Source organism: Tardiphaga sp. 839_C3_N1_4 (genome assembly GCF_051811045.1).
GTDB lineage: Bacteria > Pseudomonadota > Alphaproteobacteria > Rhizobiales > Xanthobacteraceae > Tardiphaga.
Genome location: NZ_JBPWQD010000001.1, coordinates 2,372,137 through 2,392,560 on the forward strand (window position 1 = coordinate 2,372,137; position 20,424 = coordinate 2,392,560).

A 20,424-nucleotide genomic window follows, 5' to 3' on the forward strand; every position below is an offset into this window, starting at 1 on the left:
AGGCTCAGACCGCAGCGACTCGCAATTCACCAAGGCAAAAACGTAAGGTGCACACGGGGCGTCAGTAACGCCCCGTGTGCCATGTCCACCGCTAGACGAAGCGGAAGTCGTCAGCGGTAAGCGACGCCAAGCTGGTATTGGCGAGCGTAACAGCGTGGTTTTCATCCAGCGTCACCACGATGCTGCTGCCGACTTGGGCGGTGTGAGACATCACATCGGCATAGTCGGAGAACAGATCGCTGGAGAACTGGATGAAGTCCTTGGAAGCTCCACTCGCGGCGAAGTCGGTGATCATATCCTTTCCGAACCCGGCGGCGAACACGAACACGTCGGAGCCAGAACCGCCAGTCAGGATATCGTCGCCGGCTCCACCGTCGATGATGTCGTTGCCGGAGCCGGCATTCACCTTGTCCGCACCCGCACCGGCCACGATGATGTCGTCGCCCGAGCCGGCATCGATGATGTCGTTGCCGGAGCCGCCATCGACGCTGTCATCGCCGGACCCGGCCTTCAGCGTATCGTTGCCAATGCCGCCTGACACCACATCGTCACCGGAACCGCCGTCGATCGCGTCGTCACCCACGCCGCCGCTGAGTGCATCGTCACCCGCACCGCCATTGATGGTGTCGTTGCCGGCACCGCCGTCGAAGGTGTCGTCACCGTTGCCGCCGGTGATCTGATCATTCCCCGTACCGAACAGGATCGACTCGATGCCGGTGAAATGATCGGTTCCGATCCCGGCACCCGTCACCGTTCCGGCCGCGTAGTTGACCGTCAACGCTCCGGTCGCATCCGACAGGTCGAGCACATCATAGCCCGCTCCGCCGTCGATCGTGTCGTTGCCGGCACCGCCGCGCAGGACGTCGTCGCCGTCGCCGCCGTTCAGAACGTCGTTGCCCGCGCCACCGATCAGCGTGTTGGCACCGCTGGTTCCGATCAGAAGATCGTCATAGCCGGTCCCGATCGCATTCTCGATATTGCTGAAGTGATCGGCGCCGGCGAGATAGCCGGGATAGTAAGCGAGCCCGGAGGCAAGATCGACCGTCACCTTGAATGTGATCTGGCTGTAGTCGATCGTGTCGGCGCCGTCGCCGCCGTCATAGGTATCCAGGCCGCCGGTGCCGAGGAAAGTATCATTTCCGCTGCCGCCGAACACGAGATCATTGCCGGCAGAACCGGTGATCGCGTCGTCGCCGTTGGTGCCGACCACTAGCTTCCAGGCCCCATCGACAAAATTGAGCTGCTCGACATTACGCAGCGTGTCGATCCCGTCCGGCGCACCATTGCGCAGGTCGGTGACCTTGATGGAGCCGTCCGCGTTCAACGCGTAGCCGTGGTTGTTGAACGTTCCCGTGTAGAAGACGGTATCTTTCCCTTCACCGCCATCGATGCTGTCATTGCCGCCATCACCGTGAATGGTGTCAGCTCCAATGCCGCCGGCGATATCGTCATTGCCGGATCCGCCCTTGATCAGGTCATCGCCGTCATTGCCATAGAGCGTATCGTCGTCAGCTCCACCATCGACCTGATCGTTGCCTGCGCCGGCATAGATGTAGTCGTTGCCGTTTCCGCCGCTGAGGATGTCGGCACCGCCATATGCGTAGTCCATGGCCATCGTATCGCTGCCGTCGCCGCCATCAATCTCGAAGCCGCCAGCCGAGGTGGAGAGAGCGACGTCGTCGCCGGTCCCGAGCAGGATCTTGCCGGTCACCGTCGCACCGACATAGAGGTTCACCTGGTCGTTGCCGGCGCCCATGTCGATCGCCGATCCACCGGTCGCAACGATCGAACCGGAGTTGTTCAGGGTATCCCTGGCTCCGCCCATCGATACGCCGCCGATGATCCGACCCGTGCTGTTGTTGCCGACGAAATCCTCATAGTCACCAACCAGATTGATCGCCTCATTGCCGCGCAGGTCGAAGCGGGCAGCGTCTTCCGCAGAGACGCCTTCCGGACCGTGACCGTCGCCGCGGATCAGGCCATCATTCACAATCGTGGATACACCCAGGGCGTTGCTGTTGCTGGAATTGTCCACCTGGATGGCGCGACCGTAACCGTAGATCTCGCCCGTGGCGCTGTTGACGACAGAGCCTCCACCCATGGCGATGGCCTCGGAGACGTTCGGCTCGCCGTCATGATGCCCTTCGGCACCGAGACCGGAGATACGGCCGTAATTGAGGACCTGCACCAGACCATCGACATCGATGGCGTCGCCATCGGAGTCGGTGAGTTCGGCAGAGCGGCCTTCCATAATGCCGTGATTGGTGATGAAGACCTTCTCGGCCTCGGAGCCGCCATTGTCGATGTTCACCGCCGAGCCGTTGCGACCGATCATCGTGCCTGAGTTGACAACGGTCACGGCATTGTCGCCGGTCACGACATGGCGCGAGCCCTCCATCAGACCACCGGCATAGTTGTTGACCTTGCCGCCGGTATCGCTCTGGAAGTCGATCAGGTCGCCTCCGCCGACGAAGGTCGGATCGGTCGTGATCGTGCCCCAGTTGTTGACAACCCCGTCATTGCCGGGGCGGATCACATCGGTGTCGCTGCCGTACTGGCGGATGATGCCGCCGGCAAGGTTGTTGATGACCGCCGAGGCTCCGGCGCCATCGAAGTTGCGGAAGTCCAGGACACGACCGCCCGCTTCCATGACGCCGGCATTGTTGATGGTGATGGCCGCATCGGCGTGTCCCGCCTGTTGCGGGTTCAGCGCTCCGCGCACGGTGCCGCCCGTTGCGTTGTTGAAGACCAGCGACCCCGTCGCACCGGACGTGGTGTTGAGCACGCGGCTCGATCCTTCGATCAGGCCGGCGTTATCGACCACGGCGGCGCCACCTCCCGACCAGGTGATGGCGGTGCCGGCGATCAGCTTGCCGCCTGCGGCGATCACCAGCGTGTCGGCACCGTTGCGCGTCACGCCGGATTCCAGCGTCGCTCCGTCTTCCACCGTGACATGGTCGTAACTGACCGTGGAGCCCACGGTCCAGGCGCCACCATGGACCAGCAGATTCTCGACATTGATCACCGTCGAGCCATCCAGCGAACCCGTTCCGCCGCCGACCAGCTTCACCGTGTCGTTGCCTGCACCGCCATCGATCGATGCCGGCGCGTAATCGTCGGTCGAGACTTCGATGACGTCGTCGCCGTCGCCGCCGGACGCGATATCGCCGGCTCCGGCAATCAACCGGTCGTTGCCTGCGCCGCCATCCAGCGTATCGTACCCCTCGCCGCCGTCGAGAACGTCGTCACCGGCGCCACCAGAAAGTGTGTCGTCACCTTCGCCGCCTGCGAGAACATCGTTGCCAGCATCGCCGCTGAGGGCGTCGTCACCCTCGCCACCGGCGAGCGTATCATTCCCCGCACCGCCGAGCAGCGTATCGTCGCCTTCGCCGCCGTCGAGGTTATCATCACCGCCAAGACCTGTCAGCGTGTCATCGCCTTCGCCGCCGGAGATCGTATCGTTGCCGAGTGCGCCGGTGAGGATGTTGTCATCGTTGTCGCCGACCAGCACGATCGGCTGCACGGAGAGCACCGTATCCGACCGATAGTCGAGGTTCTGGATCCGTGTGTCATGCGCGCGGTCGGTATCGAGGACATCGTAGGCCGTTTCGGAATAGTGCGCCGCGAGATATTCGGCGAACGCGTCCTGTTCGGTGCCTTCCGCCGCGAAGTTGGCCACCTGACCGGCATCGGGCACGAGATTCGGAGACAGGTTCACAACATTGGCAAAGGCCGAATTAGCCGCAATGAAGCTCGCGAACGGATAGCCGTCGCCGCCCGTGAGCAGGAAGCTCAGCGTCACGACCCGGATCGCCATATTGGCATCGACAACGAGTTCGCCGTTCTCGACCAGAGCAAGAACGGGATTGCCGTTCTCGTCGATCAGCGCTGCCGACTGAATACGGTTGCCGGCCGGGCTATCCTTGTCGAAGGAGTAAGCGATGCCGCCGACCTGTGCGAACTGACCGGGGGTGGCGCCATTCGCAGTCGCGGCCACCGCATGCTCCAGCACTGTCAGCAACTGCGTTGCCGTCACGGTCACCATGGACAGGGCATTGTTGAACCGCAGCGAGTTGGCGATGTCGAGCTGCGAGATGTCGCCCTCTTCCTTGCCGACACCGGGATTGGCCGATGGTGGGTTCTCCTGGGCGACGCCGCCCACTGCGGAGACGCTGCCGATCGAATCGCGGACACCGCCGCCATTCTTGATCGAGACCATCACCGTCGCATCGGCCTTCTGGGCGTACCAGAGATTGGCGTCGGCCGTGAGGTCGCCCAGATTGGTCTCCTCGGTGCGAACCTCGCCGCGACGGCCTTCCAGATAGACATTGGTGCTGCCGAACAGATTGTCGTCCTGAGCGTCGATCACATTGCCGACGCCCTGGGCGATGTCGTTGACGAGATCACCCTTGCTGCCTTCGGCAAACGGATTGGCATCCGCCGCATCGATATCGCCGTCGCCGTCGACATCGATGACATCGTCATAAAGATCGGCGACCTCTTCGTCGGTGGTCGCATAAGCACCGCTGACATTCGGATCGACGCTGCCCGCGATGACATTGCCATTGGCGTCGAAATCGACCACCAGCCGGCCGACATAGGAGTATTCGCCATCGGTATTGACGATCAGCGTGGTGTTGCCGTCGGCATTGTGGGTCACGATCGGGTAAGTGCCATCGGCGGTGTCGCCTGGACGCAGCGTATCCTGCGCATCGGCAAGCAGCGTGTTCGACCCGCCCGAGATGATGATGTCGACGCCGTGCAGCAACGGTGCAAGCGCCTGCTCGAACGCGATCTGCTGGAGATGGCTGACCAGGATGATCTTGTTGATACCCTGGGCGATCAGGCTGTCGATGGTCGGCTGCAGGATCGCAGCAAGTGCGACCATGTCGTCAACATCGTCGCCGATCACTTCGACGCCGCCCGTCGAGGAAATGCTTTCGACGATCTGGGTGGTGGCACCCACCACGCCGATCTTTTCGCCGCCCTCCTCGATGATGGTTGCAGGCGCGATCTTCTTGCCGATGCCGGCGGCCGGCGGGAAGCCGGTATAGTTTTCAGCATTCTGGATGAGACTGGTGTAGAGGCCGGCGAGATTGGGATCGCCCGAGAAATCCAGATTGGCAGATAGAAACGGGAACTGTGCGCCCGGGAAGCCGGCAGTCTGCCGCATGATCGCTGCGAGCGGGTTGGTGCCGGCGTCGAATTCGTGATTGCCGATCGCCGAGGCCTGCACGCCGATGATGTTCAGCATCGAGATGTCGGCGCTGCCGAAGCCGGGCGTGATGTTCAGCGTGCCGCTGGCAAGACCGTAATAGGTCTCGAGGGCGGTCTCATATACTTCCTTCAGCGAAGCGTCGCTGCCAGCACTGAAGAACGGGCTGGGGATGAAGTTGTCGCCCGACGACAGCGTGATCGAATTCGCCTGTGTCTCTTCGAGGTAATCGACGATGGCGGCAAAATTGCCGGCACGATCGACCGCATCGAGACCGGCCTCGAAATCCGACGCATGCAATATCTGCAGCCTGTAGGTCGACGGCGTCTGGTTCTGGTTCAGATCGAGGCCAACGATGACCGGATCGTGGTCGGAAACGCGGACATTCGTATCGGCATCGAAGATCGCCGGATCGCGCGAAAAGTCGGTGTTATAGTCGAGGGCATCGGCCTCATCGGCATTGATGTGCCAGGTAGTCACGCCAGTAACCTGCGACGACAGGCTGTCATTCGCGAAAGCATAGTCTAGGGTGCCGGTCTGACCGTCGAAGACATAAGAATAAGCATCACCCTCGCGATCATGCAGGTTCTCATAGCCTGCATTCTCGATGATGCCCGTTGCCTGCTCCTTGGCGTAGCTGTTGAAATCGCCGAGCATCAGCACGTCGCTGTCGCCGGAACCGGTCGGGTCGCTATTGGCCCAAGCGGTGAGCGCAGTCGCCGCGAGTTCGCGCTGGTTCTGCCAGTTACCCTGACCGTCACCCTGGTCAGCGTCGAGGCCGGTGCCGGTGCCGCTCTTGGATTTGAGGTGGTTAGCGATTGCGGTGAAAGTTTCTCCGGTGGCGATCTGCTCGAACGTCACCGCAAGCGCATTGCGGCTGGTATTCGCGCCGTCGAAGATATGCCCGACGGAGCTCTGGCTCAGCAGGCCAGAAAGCCCGAGTCCAGGCAAATCGGCATCGTTGAGGATCGCGACCGTCGTCCCGTCCGCGATTTTCACATCCGCGGTCTTGTAGATGAAGCCGACAGCGATGGCATCGCCACCAACAAATTGCTGACCGGGATTGACCCAGGCATAGGTGCCGGGACCCGCAGCGGCATTGAGCTGGCCGACCAGATATTCGATCGCATTGCCAGACGAACCCGGCAGAAAATCGTTCTCAAGCTCGGTCAGCGCCAACACGTCGACATCCATTGCAAGAATGGTATCGACGAGCTTGCCAGTCTGGCGGGAGAATTCGACGGCGTCGTTGGCGCCGCGCGGCTCCTGGCCGATGGCGGTGCTGGCGCCATTATCCAGCGTCTTGAAGAAATTCAGGACGTTGAAGCTTGCGACCTGGAGCGTACCGCCGACGTCATCGGGCGCAGCAGTCCGCGGCGCGGCGCCGTCTTCGAACGTATTAATGCCGTTCTCGACCGAGCGGACCCGCCAGGTCGCGCCCGATGCGGCATTGCCAGCCCACTGATAGTCCAGCACGCCAGTCAGCCCGGTGATCGTGTCTCCCATCCGCGGCGCAGTGGCGGTGTTGTAGGTCGAGCCGAAACCATCGAGATTGCTGATGGCCGCGTTCTGCGCGTTCAGGCCGTCATCGTAGGTGATGGTACGCGAGCCGAGTTCGGCCAGATAGGCCTGGTAGGCTGCAGCGTCCGGCGCATTTTCCTGAGTGAACTGGGCCGGGCGATCGCCTGCTACCAGCTTGATTTCATTGAAGCGATCGAGGTTGAACTGCTCGGTGATCACGAGCGTCTCTGGCAGCGTGACCAGCATACCCTCATAGGCTTCGAGGTTCGGCTGATAGTCGCCGTCCTGGCTCAGCGTGGTGTCGGCACTCGGCAGATCGATCACGGTCGCCATCGTGCTGATATCGGCAACTGCCCCCGCTTCAACCACGGAAATGTTGGTCGCGGTGAGTTCGGTGAGACCGAAATACTCGCTGATCGAGCCGGTGACACGGACACGGTCGCCGACGGCCACGTCACCGTTGCCGCCGAATACGAAGATGGCTTCGGAGGTCAGGACATTACCGTCGGAGTCGGTCACCTCTTCCTGAACATAGAAGCCGTTCAGGTTGCGGCTGTTGTCGCCGTCCCCGTTCTGGAAATCGCCGACGACGATGGCTTCGACGGTGACCGTCTGGCCGACCATTCCGCTGGTGGCGCCCGTGCCCTGGATGGCGCTGATCTTGGTGATAGCGACGTCATCATTGACGATGGTGCCGGTGGCTTGTGCGGTACCGATCGTGGTCGCCACGGCGGCGGAATTGGAAGCGCTCTGAAGCGTCAGCGTGAAATTTTCATTCGGCTCGCTGGTGGTGTCACCGGCGACCATGACGGTTACCGTTGCTGAGCCCTGCCCAGCCGGAATCACGCCGCTAAAGCTGCTCGGCACGCTTCCGACGAAGTCCGATGCGTCGGTCTGCGCAGAGGCAATAGTTCCGGAGAATGAGACATCGCCGTCGGTGCCACCACTGCGCTCCACGGTGAATTGATAGACCGTCGAGCCCCTATTGCCCTCGTCATGCGAGACCGACAGCGTGCCTGCAGAAAAGCCGACAGTCTGGCCTGGGACCGGGGTGCTGGCGTTGCTCGTAACGCGGATATCGTCGATCCCGACCCACTCGTCATTGCCACCGGCATTGGCGGTGAGGATCCGGACCTGCAAGTCCGCGTGCCCATTGACTTCGGACGGCAGCAGCAAATTGAAAGGCGTCACTTGAGTAGCGGCATTCGCGGTAGTCACGTCGGCAGCGTAGCCACCCGGCACATTCGTCCAGGTCCCGGTTGAACCGATCCGGTACTGCACCGCAATTGGCTGGGACGCATCGTCTGCGCTGCCGTCGAGATCCCGCGCATTGAAAGTCAGTCGCACATTATCGCGGCCGCTCGCATCGAGATAAAGCACGAGGCTCGGTGCGTCGGCAGTACCCGAGCCGTTCAGCGCAATGGTCGGATTGGCAACAGCGAATTCCGCAACGCCGCCATTGGTAAGAGAATTCGGGGCGGTCTGATTGGCGATCACATCGACAGCGCCGAGCGCAGCGCCGGTCAATGTCCGCGGATCGGTGCCAGTTGGCGAACCAGCGTTGATGTCACCGAGATAGCCGACGATCGATGGAACGGAAGACCAATTGTCATCGGCGCTGATCGCGCCGGCATTGGACCAATCCTGGACGAGATCGCTAACGGCAAGAGCGTGATATGTCGTTGACATGAAATCTGCTTCCATCATTGAGGCGCGCGTCGAACATCGCTCGCTCCGCAAATGCGAAGACGCGCGACCGACCGCCTGTTGGTTAACGAAAAGTTAATGCGACGGATGTAGCCACGTCGATTTAACAGCCGCGTGACTGGTTTCTAACGTCGCAGTGAAGCCCCGCGCCGACAGCCCTTTTTGCTCGACTCTACAAAGGCGACACATAAAATCGCGACATCGTGCCACACCAGCAAAAGTGCAAAGCGTTGCGCGTTGCTCCACCTCGGATTGGTAGCAGCTCGCATCGAAGGACGATGGAACTGATCGAGCGACACTGAATTCGAAATCTCCAACGATCACGCGGCAGACAACGCTCGAAGTTCACGTACACGATGCGCAAGAACAAATGTGTTTGCTGTTGCAGTGTCTTGCCGCGCAACATCGCTCGTAATTCGTGTGGCCGATCGAGCGACTGCATCATTGCACGCGCACGCAGTCCACGCGCTGTCACGTAGTTGACGCTGAAGCCAGATAACGAACTCGATCGGCGCGCATCGCTGTCGCTTACTGGCCCAGGTGAAATATGACCACAGCATTTTCGGCAGACAGAGCAGCCGGATCGAGACACCGAGACCTTCCGGGCGCTGCTCTCGCTTCTTGTCGCAGCGCATTCCTGTCTGTCGGGTTGTTCTCCGCCGTGGTCAACATCCTGATGCTGACCGGATCCATCTACATGCTGCAGGTCTATGACCGCGTCATTCCCTCACGTAGCATTCCTACTCTCGTATCGCTGTCGGTTATCGTAATTGCGATCTACGCCGTGCAGGGCGTATTCGACTGGCTGCGCCAGCGGATCCTCACACGCATCGGAGCTGCACTTGATGGTGCATTGTGGGAGCCAGTGAATTCCGCCATTTTGCGATCACCGTTGAAGTCCAGCCGCGGCGGCGGTGTTCAACTCGCGCATGATCTGGATTCAGTGCGCGGGTTCCTGTCCGGCCTCGGGCCGACAACGCTGTTCGATCTGCCATGGATGCCGCTATATCTCGCCGGGTGCTTCCTACTGCATCCGTATCTTGGATGGACCCTGGTCGGCGGCGCAACCATTCTGTTCGGCATTGCTCTTCTCACGGAAATTCTGACGCGGAAGCCCACGCGAGAAGCATCCCGCAATGCCGCCATACGCAACATCCAGCTGGAGGCCGGACGCCGCAATGCCGAGGTCGTCGCCGCCCTCGGCATGGAGCGACGCGTCATCTCACGCATCGGCGCAGCCAATGCCGATCAGATCGCCGCTCAGCAGAACGGTTCCAACATTGCTGGTGCACTTGGCACGCTGTCGAAGACCCTGCGGTTCATCTTGCAATCGGCATTGCTCGGATTAGGCGCTTGGCTGGTAATCGAAGGACAGGCCAGCAGTGGTGTCATGATTGCCTCCTCGATCATGGGCAGCCGTGCGCTGGCTCCCGTCGAACTGGCGATCTCGGTTTGGCGTCCTTTCGTCGGCGCCCGCCAGGCCTGGCAGCGGCTACGCGAAGCGCTGTCGTCTCAAGACGAGAGCCCTTCTGCCGTTGCGCCGGAACGTGCTCAACACATTCTCACGGTCGATCAGGTTTTCGTCGCCGCGCCGGGTGGCACCAAGGCCATCGTTCAGAATGCCACGTTCCAGCTCAAGGCCGGCCAGGCTGTTGGAATCATCGGACCGTCAGCGTCAGGCAAATCCACGTTGGCGCGTGCGCTGGTCGGGATCTGGCCTGCTGCGCGCGGCGAGATCCGCCTCGATGGCGCAACCCTCGACCAGTGGCCCGCGGAAGTTCGGGGCGGCTTGATGGGCTACTTGCCGCAAGATGTCGAACTGTTCGACGGCACGGTGGCTGAGAACATTGCCCGTTTCGATCCGGAGATGGATGGACCGACTGTCATTGCCGCCGCGAAAGCCGCCGGCGCCTATGACATGATCCTCAACCTGCCAAAGGGCTTCGAAATGCGGATCGGCGAAGCCGGCGCTGCCCTCTCTGGTGGGCAGCGGCAACGGGTAGCGCTTGCACGCGCGCTCTATAGGGACCCGTTCATGGTGGTGCTCGACGAACCGAATGCTAATCTCGACGTCGAAGGCGACGCTGCTTTGACTCAGGCAATCAAGGGCGTACGTGAGCGCGGCGGAATCGCCATCATCGTCGCGCACCGCCCGGCGGCTCTCGCAGGGGTCGATCTCGTGATGACGCTCGCCAATGGCCAGGTCCAGGCATTTGGTCCGAAAGATGAAGTCCTGCGCAAGGCGCTTGCTTCGCAACACCCTGCAAACCAGGTGGCGCCACAGCCGGTGCACGAAGTTCGCATGACCGCTGACGGCCGAAGCTGAGGAAACCTGATGCCAAATTCTGCAGCGTCCAACCCAAGCCGCCCTGATCCCTTCCGCGATATCCAGCGCACTACATATGCGGGGCTGGCTATACTCGCCGTGGCGATCTCCACCGCTGGCGTCTGGGCGGCAACCGCGCCACTCGCGAGCGCGGTGATAGCGCCCGCACAGATCGTCGTCGATAGCAACGTGCGCAGGATTCAGCATCCGACCGGCGGGGTGGTCGCCGAAATTCTTGTCAATGACGGGGACCGCGTGCGCGCAGGCGACGTTCTGGTCCGGCTTGACGAGACCATGACGCGAGCCAACCTGGCGCTGATCGAAAACCAGCTCAACCAGTTCTGGACGCGCCGAGCGCGGCTGCGCGCGGAACAGGATGGCCGCGACGCTTTCGTGATACCGGGCGAGCTTGCGGACCGTATCGAGTTGCCTGCGATCGCCGAGATCGTCGCCGGTGAGACAAGCCTGTTGCTCAGACGACGCGAAGCCGTCAGCGGCCAACAGTCGCAACTGCGCGAGCGCACGTCGCAGATCGGTGAGGAGATCCATGGCCTTGCCGCTCAGATCGAGTCGAAGCGCGAACAGATCCGGCTGATCCAACGCGAACTCGAAGGGGTTCGCCAGCTCTTCGAGAAAAATCTAATTCCCTACGCACGGCTGACCACACTCGAACGCGAGGCTGCGCGATTGATCGGCGAGGAAGGGCAATTGATCGCCGAAACGGCGCGGGCCAAAGGCCGCATCACCGAGACAGAACTACAGACCTTGCAGGTCGTGCAGGATCAGCGACGCGAGATCGCGACCGAGCTACGCGAGGTGGAGATCAAGATAGCCGATCTCTCCGAGCGCCGGATCGCGGCGGTCGATCAACTCGCGCGCGTGATGCTGCGGGCGCCACAGGACGGGATGGTTCACCAGAAGACGATTCATACGGTGGGCGGCGTTATTACCGCGGGCGAGCAGTTGATGCTCATCGTTCCGGAGAAAGATTCTCTCGTGGTCGAGGCGCGGGTCGATCCGCAAATGATTGACCGCCTCCGATTAGGTCAATCCGCGAAGCTGCGTTTCACCGCATTCGATTCCGCTGTCACGCCGGATCTCAACGGAAGACTTACCCGCATAGCGGCCGATCTCACAAAAGACCCGCAGTCCGGTGTGTCCTATTATGTCGCGCGTATTGCCCTCGTCGACGGAGAACTCGCCAAGCTCGGCCAGAAGGCACTTGTCCCGGGTATGCCGGTCGAAGCCTATATTCAGAATGGCTCCCGTACGGCATTCTCCTATCTCCGCAAGCCAATCGAGGACCAACTGGCTCGCTCGTTCCGTCACGACTAAATCGAATCGCATCGGCCTCAACGCGGAAGCATCGAAGAACTGGCGAATGGTTGGCGGACTTGCTCTCGTTTTCATCGTCGCGACCGCATTCCTTCTCATTCGCTGACGCCCGCTTTGGCGAAGACAAGCTGAAGTCGCCGCTTTCGCCGGCGATCGTCGCCGCGGCCAGGTATTTGCGGGGATATCACGAGGGACCGAGGCCGATGCAGATCGAGGAGCTGCGCACTGTCGTCGAAGTGTTCGGCGAGATGCAGTCCGCCCTGCGTCGCAGGCAACTGGTGACGATCAGATCGCCACCGACTGCACAACTGGCAACGACAAGCCAAGAATGATGAAGGCCGCCTGACAGCCTAATCCACCGCTCTTGCTGCTCTACTGAACCCAAGCCGCGCTATCTGCGACTAATCGGCATGCCACATGCCCTGACGCGCGCCTGGACGAGATTGATGGACTGGATCGAAAATGCCGTCCACTTCGTGGACTGGCTGACGGACGACCCATCCCCGACCAACAAATTTCTGGAAGAGCCGCCAATCAAGGAACGAGCCACCCTCGACAAACGCTCGACGCGCTAGCGCGCGATGTCACACGGATTTCAGTTGACCGAGACCGATCGCCGGCCACGGGAGCCGCGCCAGCTTGCTGGCGCATAGGGTAGCGCCGTGTATGACGATAAGCGCCTCACCGCTGCGGCACCACGCGACACGCGGTTCTTCGGCGCAAACATCCATCCGATCAGGCCAAGCGTCGTTTTGCACGCCGCAGGCGCGGACGCTGCCATCGGTGTCGCCTTCAGTCCAAATTGTCTGGGCATTCAAACCTCCATCCCTGGATTCCGATTACGCCAAAAGGGCGTTCCGAATCCCAGCCGAGATTGAATTTATACACCGCGAATCTTGTGGCGCACTTGCGCTGCATCAAGTCACCAATCAGTGCAGAACGGCGTGCACCATCTGGTCATCGGACGGACGTGCGGCCATCTGCGCGCGCAGCTCGGCCAGTTCGGTCTCGAGCTGCTGGTTGACGAGAATGAGCGCAGCAACGGTGCCACGGGTGTCGCCGTGGCAGGCGGCGATGAGATCGTCGACTTCTGCGTCCAGCTTGGTCATTGAAAAAATCTCCTGCCGCGCTTTCGGTTGCCTTCAATAATCGGCTAAGCGTTGCGTCAATATTAAACGATACCGGAGTCCTCGGCGTCATCGCCAACGTGCATGAGTACCGGTTAAGAGCGCCTTTCCGGGCTCAAAGAATCCACAGGCGACTTTCTGCAATCGGTTTCAGCGATCCGCTTCAATCACCGCGCTGCAACCGCGCGTTGATCGCAAAATCACCTGTTTCTGATTAGTCATAGTCCGCCGAAGCGGCTACCGCCGTCAGGCCGATCACGATGCAAATTCAAGGACATGCCAATGATGAACGATGGTCGCCCGTTCGGGCTTTATATCGATGGCCGGTTTCAACCAGCTTCGACCGGCCGCACCATCAGGATCGAGAACCCGAAGGACCGCAGCCATCTGGCCGATGTCGCCGAGGGCCACGAGAAGGATATCGACCTGGCCATCGACGCCGCCGAACGCGCCGGCAAAATCTGGGCGGCGACGCCTGGCGCAGTCCGCGGCGACATCATGCACCGGGCCGGCGAGCTGCTGGCCAAGAAGCTCCCTGAACTGGTGACCATCGAGGTCGACCAGATCGGCCGCGCCCGCCGCGAGATGAGCGCGCAACTTGGCCGGCTGCCGGAATGGTTTCGCTATTTCGGCGCGCTGGCGCGCACCCATGAGGACACCGTCCCGCCCTTCGGCGGCAACTTCCTGAACTATACCCGCCGTGTCCCGCTGGGCGTCGTCGGCCATGTGACGCCATGGAATCATCCGCTCCTGATCCTCACCAAGAAGATCGCGCCGTCGATGGCAGCCGGCAATACGATGGTGGTGAAGCCGAGCGAACTGGCACCGATCACGCCTCTGCTGCTGGGCGACATCTTCAAGGAAGCCGGCGTGCCCGACGGCGTCTATAATGTCGTGCCCGGCTACGGCGCCACCGCCGGCAAGGCGCTGACCACCAGCAAACGCATCAAGAAGATCGACCTCACCGGCGGCACCGAGACCGGCAAGATGGTGGCATCACTGGCCGGCGCCAACCTCACCAAGGTGGCGGCCGAGCTCGGCGGCAAGGCCGCGGTCATCCTGTTCGACGATACGCCCATCGAGCGCGGCGTCGCGGCTGCACTGTTCGCGTCCTTCATCGCAACCGGCCAGACCTGCGTGCAGGGTGCTCGGCTGTTGGTGCAACGCTCCGTGCATGACGCCGTCGTCGCCGAACTGGTGAAGCGCACCAATGCGATCCGGATCGGCGATCCGCAGGACATGGCGACGCAGATGGGCCCCCTCGTCTCGGCCAAACAGCGCGAACTCACCGAGCGCTACGTCAAAATCGGTCTGGAAGAAGGCGCGACGCTTGCCGCCGGCGGCAAGCGCCCGGACGGCAAGCTGTTCGAGAACGGCTACTATCACCAGCCGACCATTTTCACGAATGTGGCGGGCAATATGCGGATCGCACAGGAAGAGATCTTCGGACCGGTGGTCGTAGTGATCCCGTTCGACACCGAAGAGGAAGCGATCGCGCTGTCCAACGGCACCGAATTCGGTTTGGCCACCTCGATCTGGACCCGCGACGTCACCCGCGCCCACCGTGTGGCGCATCAGCTCGAGAGTGGCATCGTCTGGATCAACGACCACCACCGCATCGACCCCTGCTCGCCCTGGGGCGGCTTCAAGATGAGCGGCATCGGCCGCGAGAACGGCATCGTCGCCTATGAGGAATACACCCAGATCCAGAACGTCATCGTCAATCTCTCGGATGAACCATTCGACTGGTACGCCGAGGACGGCAAGGAGAAGCGGTATAGCTAGGGGCTTGGCCTCCTCACTCTAGATCGTCATACGCGGGCTTGACCCGCGTATCCATCTTTGCCCCACGCGCCGAAAGTTAGATCGCCGGGTCAAGCCCGGCAATGACGTGGGGAGAGATCCGTGAAAACCTCTCGTTCCGCAGCTGTCTAACCAAACCCCGCCACCGCATGCGGCACATACGGCGCTTCAAGGGCAGAAATCTCCTCACTCGTCAGCTTCAACGACAGCGCCGCCACCGCATCTGTCAGATGCGCAGGCTTCGATGCGCCGATGATCGGTGACGTGATGCCCTTCTTCTGCAACAGCCAAGCCATCGCGACCTGTGCCTGCGGCACGCCGCGCACCTTGGCGACGCCAGCAACCTGCTCGACGATCTTGCGATCGGAAGCCTCGGACTGCACGTAGAGCGTCTTGCCGAATTCATCACTCTGCTGGCGCTCGCTCACCTCATCCCATGCACGCGTCAGGCGCCCGCGCGCGAGCGGGCTCCACGGCATCACGGCGATCTTTTGATCGGCGCAGAGCGGCAACATCTCGCGCTCTTCCTCGCGGTTCAGCAGATTGACATGATTCTGCATGCTGACGAATTCGGTCCAACCGTTCAGCCGCGACGTATAGAGCGCCTTGGAGAATTGCCACGCATACATGCTGGACGCACCGATATAGCGGACCTTGCCGGCTTTCACGACGTCGTGCAGCGCCTCCAGCGTCTCCTCGATCGGCGTGTTCTTGTCGAGACGGTGGATCTGGTAGAGATCGATATAATCAGTGCCGAGCCGGCGTAAGCTATGATCGATCTCGGTCATGATCGCCTTGCGCGACAGGCCCATGCCATTCGGCCCCGGTCGCATGCGATTGAACACCTTGGTGGCCAGCACCACGTCATCACGCCGTACGAAATCCTTCAGCGCGCGGCCGACGATTTCCTCCGACGTGCCATCCGAATAGACATTCGCCGTGTCGAAGAAATTGATGCCGAGCTCGATGGCCTGCTTGATCAGCGGCCGGCTGTTCTCTTCATCCAGCGTCCACGCATGCGCGCCGCGATCGGAGACGCCATAGGTCATGCACCCCAGACACAGACGCGAGACATCGAGGCCGGTATTTCCAAATTTGACGTAGTCCACGGCGTTTCTCCCTCGTTGTTTTATTTGCGTTTGACGAATTCTGCGAAGGCATCGGCATAATCGGGATGCCAGCGCGACAGCGCCGGGCGATTCTCGACGACGTCCCCAATGGCCCACAACATGCGGCGCTCGTCGAGCGCGCGCGGCACGTCGTTGTCCGGGCACAGGATATAGAAGTCGTCGGCTTCGAGCCGTTGCATCATGAAGTCCACCGTCTGTTCGGCTGTCCACGCCGCATCCGGCTTCTCAGTGCGCCCGCCGGCCGCGAGCGGCGTGAAGACAAAGCCGGGGATCAAAAGATGCGCGGAGACCTGACAGCCATCGGTATTGCGGAGCTCATGCGCCAGCGCCTCGGTATAGGCCTTCACGCCGGCCTTGGAGACATTGTAGGCGGGATTGCCCGGCGGCGTGGTGATCCCCTGCTTCGAGCCGGTATTGATGATCAGGCTCGGCCGCTTGCGCGCAATCATCTCCGCCGCGAAGGCCTGACAGCCATTGACGACGCCCCACAGATTGACGCCGATGAGCCGCTCCCAATTGTCGCGCGGGCCGAGCGCCGAGGTCGGCACCTGGATGCCGGCATTGTTCATCAACACGTCGCAGCCACCGAAGCGCGCCTGAACATCGGCGGCTAGTCTGGTCATCGCGCCGACGTCACTGACATCGACAGCGGCCGTCATCACATCGTCACGCCCGCCGCGCGCCACACCGGCGATCTTGCCAGCCGCATCAACCAGACGATCTTCGCCCAAATCTATGATGCAGATGCGCAGGCCGAGCCGCGCAAACGCAATTGCTGCGGCAAGGCCGATGCCGGAGGCGCCTCCCGTAATGACGGCAACAGAACCGGGGGACAGAGCAGCGTGGGGCATGGTGCACTCCAGCAATTCGGGATTTTAGAAGGCGTCCAATCGATCGGGATCGTGATCGGGACAAATGAGCGTGGCGCTCTCAATATCACGCACGACACTAATCCGCATTCACGACACCGCGAACGAATTCACGATCATGAATTGGTCGCGAAGACCTCCCATGCAAGTCGTTTCGGGTTCCCCGCCTTTACCCGTTTCGCGAAAACGATATATTCCACGCGCTACAACGGCACTTCAAACAAACGTCCGGGAGGATCACATTATGGGCTTGATGCAGCCAATCTCTGCCACCGCGCACCCCTACGCGAACGGCTCCTACAAGCAGATGCTGATCGACGGCAAATGGCAGGACGCCCAATCCGGCAAGAAGTTCGAAACGCATAATCCAGCCACCGGTGAACTGCTGGCCACCGTCGCCGAAGGCGATGCTGGGGATATCGACCTTGCGGTCGCCGCCGCCCGCCGCGCCTTCGAAGGCCCATGGAGCAAGGCCAAACCCTACGAGCGCCAGGCGCTGCTGCTGAAATTCGCCGACCTTGTCGAGAAGCATTTCGATGAACTCGCTCTGCTCGATACGCTCGATATGGGCGCGCCGGTCATGCGCACTTTCGCTGGCAAGCAGCGCATCCTCGGCATGCTCCGCTTCTATGCCGGCCAGGCCACGCTGATCTACGGCGAGACCATCGAAAACTCACTGCCAGGCGAGATCTTCTCCTACACGCTGAAAGAGCCCGTCGGCGTCGTCGGCGCAATCATTCCGTGGAACTCGCCGCTGTCAGCCAGCATCTGGAAGATCGGCCCTGCCATTGCCACCGGCTGCACCATTGTGCTGAAGCCAGCGGAAGAAGCACCGCTGACCTCGCTACGCCTCGGTGAGCTGGCATTGGAAGCCGGCTTCCCGGCCGGCGTCATCAACGTCGTGCCAGGCTATGGCGAAACCGCCGGTGCCGCGCTGGCCTCGCATATGGACGTCAACAAGGTCGCCTTCACCGGTTCCCACTTCACGGGCCAGTCGATCATCCGCGCCTCGGCCGGCAACCTCAAGCGCGTGTCGCTCGAGCTCGGCGGCAAGTCCCCGAACATCGTGTTTTCGGATGCCGACCTCGATGCCGCCGTTCCCGGCGCCGCCATGGCGGTGTTCGCGAATTCCGGCCAGATCTGCAGCGCCGGTACGCGCTTATTCGTCGAAAAGAAGATCTATGACGAATTCGTCGGCCGCGTCGCCGAATTCGCTGGGAAGTTGAAGGTCGGTAATGGTGCCAATCCCGACACTCAGCTCGGGCCATTGGTCTCCAAGGAACAGCTCGATCGCGTCACCGGTTATCTCACCACCGGAAGCGGCGAAGGCGCCAAGGCGCTGTCCGGCGGTGGCCGCCTGATGGACGGCGAACTTTCGAAGGGCTTCTTCGTGCAGCCGACCGTGTTCGCCAACGTCCAGGACACCATGAAGATCGCGCAGGAAGAGATCTTCGGGCCGGTGATTTCGGCGATCTCCTTCACCGACATGGACGAACTGGTGCAGCGCGCCAACAACACGACATTCGGTCTCGGCAGCGGCGTCTGGACGAGGGATGTCAGCAAGGCGCATCGCCTCGCGAAATCCCTGCAGGCAGGCTCGGTCTGGATCAATTGCTATCAGGCGATGGATCCCGCGGTGCCGTTCGGCGGCTACAAGATGAGCGGCTATGGCCGCGAGTCCGGCGTCCATCACATCGACGAATATCTCAACATCAAGGCGGTCTGGATCAACACCTGATCGCCGCTGTCCTCGAAAGAGAAAAGGCGCCGAGCAACGAGTTCGGCGCCTTTTTTGCGCCGTCATTGCAAGGAGCCCTTGCGACGACAATTGGCGATTAAGCAGCCGGCGCGGCACCGTATCGATCGCGCAGCTTGCGCTTGAAGATCTTACCGGTCGACTCGCGCGGCAATGCCGCGTGGAAGTGGATTTCCTTCGGCACCTTGAAGTTGGCAAGCCGCTGCTTGAGATAGGCCTGGATCTCGGACGAGGAGAGCTGCGCATCATCTTCGAGTTCGACGCAGCCGACCAGCCGTTCGCCGAACTCGTCATCCGGCACGCCGAAGACTGCGCAGTCGCGCACGCCGTCCATACCGATCAGCGCATTCTCGATCTCGGCGGGATAAATGTTCACACCGCCAGAGATGACCATGTCGCGCTTGCGATCGCACATGAAAAGATAGCCATCCTCATCGAGATAGCCGACGTCGCCGACGCTAATCAGGCCCTCACGACCGGCTTCCGCCCGCGCGTCGGGGCGGCCCTGATAGTCGAAATCCGGCACCGAGGTCTGCCGCATGAAGATTTCGCCGGGCACGTTGACCGGACATTCCTTGCCATCGGCGTCGAAGATCTTGACCACGCCGCCCTCGATGGTGCGGCCGACCGTGCCCGGCTTCCTCAGAGCTTCTTCCGACGAATGCCAGATCGGCACGCCGGTCTCGGTAGAGCCGAGATATTCGTTGATCACCGGTCCCCACCAGGTGATCATCGCCTGTTTCACATGGATAGGACACGGCGCTGCGCCATGGATGATGAAACGCAACGATGACAGGTCATAGCGCGACTTCACCTCGTCCGGCAGCCGCAGTAGCCGCACGAACATGGTCGGCACCATATGCATATTGGTGATGCGATGCTTTTCCGTGAGCTGCAGCAAATCCTCGGGTTCGAAGCGCGGTTCAAGGACGATCGTGCTGCCGTGGCGGAATGCCATCAATCCGTAGGAGCTCGGCGCCGAATGATACATCGGCCCGTTCATCAGGATGATCTGATCTTCATTCGGCTTCAGCCCATAGGCGATGCCGCCGACGCGCTCGGATGCCGCTGCCTGTTCAGGCGTCATCGGCGCACGCGTCACGCCTTTCGGACGGCCGGTGGTGCCGGATGTGTAGAACATGGTCAGCGCGCGCTTGGGAGCGTTCTCCATCGGCGCCTGCTGCTCGCGCCAGATATCGAAGTCGGTGCAGCCGGCAGGCACTTCGGTCGCGGCCTCGGGAATGCCATAGGCGGCGGAGATTTCCGGCGGCGTGCGCACGACCAGAAGCGGCAACCCCTTTGGCAGGCTTTCCGCGATCTGCGGCAACAGGTCGGCGTGGCAAACCAGCAGCTTCGCGCCGCTGTCAGCAAGAATATAGCTGACCTCTTCACCTTTCAGATGCCAGTTGATCGGCACCACACGTGCGCCGAGGGCGCCAGCGCCGAAAGCCGTCTCGAACAGGGCGAAATCGTTACGCAGCATCATGCCAACCGGCGCATCGGCGCCCGCACCGAGGCTCTTGAATCCGGTCGCCACCCTGGCGATGCGCTGCATGATGTCCGGATAGCCGATCGCCCGGTCGCCGCTGATAATCATAGTCCGCCCTTACTCTGTTCTTCGACGAAGCCATTGCC

12 protein-coding genes are annotated in these 20,424 nt (G+C 61.5%); 6 read left to right on the plus strand and 6 right to left on the minus strand.

The features are described 5' to 3' along the window. Positions 1–91 precede the first annotated feature (91 nt). On the minus strand, positions 92–8,425 hold the full coding sequence (locus AB8A38_RS11400; protein WP_439086066.1) for an ExeM/NucH family extracellular endonuclease: 8,334 nt from the start codon (positions 8,423–8,425) through the stop codon (positions 92–94). 565 nt (positions 8,426–8,990) lie between these two features. On the opposite strand from AB8A38_RS11400, the gene AB8A38_RS11405 reads away from it, so the two are divergent. From AB8A38_RS11405 to AB8A38_RS11420, 4 genes are all read left to right on the plus strand, one after another. Then, positions 8,991–10,769, plus strand: a complete 1,779-nt coding sequence (locus AB8A38_RS11405) for a type I secretion system permease/ATPase (RefSeq protein ID WP_439086067.1) — start codon at positions 8,991–8,993, stop codon at positions 10,767–10,769. Between the two features lie 9 nt (positions 10,770–10,778). Continuing rightward, positions 10,779–12,104: an HlyD family type I secretion periplasmic adaptor subunit gene (locus AB8A38_RS11410; RefSeq protein ID WP_439086068.1), complete on the plus strand. Its 1,326-nt coding sequence runs from the start codon at positions 10,779–10,781 to the stop codon at positions 12,102–12,104. Between the two features lie 203 nt (positions 12,105–12,307). Beyond that, positions 12,308–12,436 (plus strand): hypothetical protein, encoded by a 129-nt coding sequence (locus AB8A38_RS11415; protein ID WP_439086069.1) that lies wholly within the window; start codon positions 12,308–12,310, stop codon positions 12,434–12,436. 114 nt (positions 12,437–12,550) lie between these two features. Beyond that, positions 12,551–12,679 carry a hypothetical protein gene (locus tag AB8A38_RS11420; protein WP_315841087.1) on the plus strand — a complete coding sequence of 43 codons (129 nt, stop codon included), beginning with the start codon at positions 12,551–12,553 and terminating at the stop codon, positions 12,677–12,679. A gap of 20 nt (positions 12,680–12,699) precedes the next feature. Here AB8A38_RS11420 and AB8A38_RS11425 read toward each other — a convergent pair whose 3' ends face one another. Next, a complete protein-coding gene (locus tag AB8A38_RS11425) occupies positions 12,700–12,918 on the minus strand; it encodes a hypothetical protein (protein WP_439086070.1) in 219 nt (72 codons plus the stop codon). 115 nt (positions 12,919–13,033) lie between these two features. Continuing rightward, entirely contained in the window at positions 13,034–13,213 is a 180-nt protein-coding gene (locus tag AB8A38_RS11430) for a hypothetical protein (protein WP_315841085.1), read from the minus strand. 300 nt (positions 13,214–13,513) lie between these two features. On the opposite strand from AB8A38_RS11430, the gene AB8A38_RS11435 reads away from it, so the two are divergent. Further along, the gene (locus tag AB8A38_RS11435; RefSeq protein WP_439086071.1) at positions 13,514–15,016 is read left to right on the plus strand and encodes an aldehyde dehydrogenase; all 1,503 of its coding nucleotides are present in this window, start codon (positions 13,514–13,516) and stop codon (positions 15,014–15,016) included. Between the two features lie 146 nt (positions 15,017–15,162). On the opposite strand, the gene AB8A38_RS11440 is transcribed toward AB8A38_RS11435, so the two are convergent. Both AB8A38_RS11440 and AB8A38_RS11445 read right to left on the minus strand, forming a co-directional pair. Further along, positions 15,163–16,143: an aldo/keto reductase gene (locus AB8A38_RS11440; RefSeq protein WP_439086072.1), complete on the minus strand. Its 981-nt coding sequence runs from the start codon at positions 16,141–16,143 to the stop codon at positions 15,163–15,165. A gap of 20 nt (positions 16,144–16,163) precedes the next feature. After that, entirely contained in the window at positions 16,164–17,015 is an 852-nt protein-coding gene (locus AB8A38_RS11445; RefSeq protein WP_439086073.1) for an SDR family NAD(P)-dependent oxidoreductase, read from the minus strand. Positions 17,016–17,277: 262 nt separating this feature from the next. On the opposite strand from AB8A38_RS11445, the gene AB8A38_RS11450 reads away from it, so the two are divergent. Beyond that, positions 17,278–18,771 carry an aldehyde dehydrogenase family protein gene (locus tag AB8A38_RS11450; protein WP_439086074.1) on the plus strand — a complete coding sequence of 498 codons (1,494 nt, stop codon included), beginning with the start codon at positions 17,278–17,280 and terminating at the stop codon, positions 18,769–18,771. Between the two features lie 97 nt (positions 18,772–18,868). Here AB8A38_RS11450 and AB8A38_RS11455 read toward each other — a convergent pair whose 3' ends face one another. Next, the gene (locus AB8A38_RS11455; protein WP_439086075.1) at positions 18,869–20,386 is read right to left on the minus strand and encodes an acyl-CoA synthetase; all 1,518 of its coding nucleotides are present in this window, start codon (positions 20,384–20,386) and stop codon (positions 18,869–18,871) included. Positions 20,387–20,424: the final 38 nt, after the last annotated feature.